The 1,058-nt window shown below is 52.9% G+C and carries 1 protein-coding gene; it reads left to right on the top strand.

Features of this window, described 5'->3' with window-relative positions:
- Positions 1–177 precede the first annotated feature (177 nt).
- On the top strand, positions 178–1,058 hold an 881-nt coding region (gene mobQ / locus GVK91_RS27100), incomplete at its 3' end, for a MobQ family relaxase (RefSeq protein WP_159732732.1).

Here is a 1,058-nt window from a genome sequence, read left to right as displayed (position 1 = left end):
ATGTAACTCCGTGCGCGATGAAAAATCGCATTTTAGCGCGTCACTGGTAGTTTAAAAACTGAGCTGGCATAATGCACGGAAAATCACGAAGTGCGCACTTATACAATCTCCACTCCGTTTCGATTGTGTGCGCCCTGCGGGGCTGAAAGAAAACCACAAAAAGGCATTACGGCAGAAATGGCGATTTATCATCTCAGCATGAAAATCATCTCCAGAAACAGCGGCTACAGCGCCGTTGCTTCTGCTGCCTATCGTTCCGGTTCACTGATGCTTGATGAGCGTACCGGACTGACTCACGACTACACCCGCAAAAGCGGTGTGGCTGAAGCTGTGATTCTGACTCCCGCGACAGCCCCTGCCTGGTGTACGAACCGTGCCGAACTCTGGAATGCCGTTGAGAAGGCCGAACGCCGGAAGAACTCACAACTTGCGCGGGAAATTGAACTCGCCATCCCCCGCGAACTACCGCAGGATGCCGCACGGGAAACCGTTCTCGCCTTTGTCAGAGAAAACTTTGTCAGTCAGGGCATGATTGCTGATGTGGCGTTCCATCACATGGATAAAACAAATCCCCATGCGCACATCATGCTGACCACGAGAGCTGTCGGACCTGCTGGATTCGGTGGAAAGGTCAGGGACTGGAACGACCGGACACATGCCGAGACGTGGCGTGCATCATGGGCTGACCATGCGAACAGGGCACTGGCGAACGCCGGTTATCAGGAAGAGATAGACCATCGTTCATACGAGCGACAGGGGCTTGAGAAAACGCCTGGTATTCACCTCGGAAAGTCTGCCTGTGCGATGGAAACACGCGGTATCGAAACAGAACGCGGCGAACAGAATCGTCTGATTAACAGACTTAACCTGGAAATACAGATTTCCCGTACCGAACTCAGAAACAGCGGGCTGACAGAGCCTGCCCGCCGTGTGGCTGACCTTCTGAATATCGTGCTTCCTGACAACGCAACTTCGTACACACTACGTGACATCATCGAAGCGTTGCCGAAGGACAGTAATGCGGCATGGAAACTCACCAGTAATGCCATGTCGATGAT

The sequence above is a fragment of the Sphingobacterium sp. 18053 genome (assembly GCF_902706145.1).
Classification (GTDB): Bacteria; Bacteroidota; Bacteroidia; order Sphingobacteriales; family Sphingobacteriaceae; genus Sphingobacterium; species Sphingobacterium paramultivorum.
This window is presented reverse-complemented; position numbering and strand designations above follow the sequence as displayed.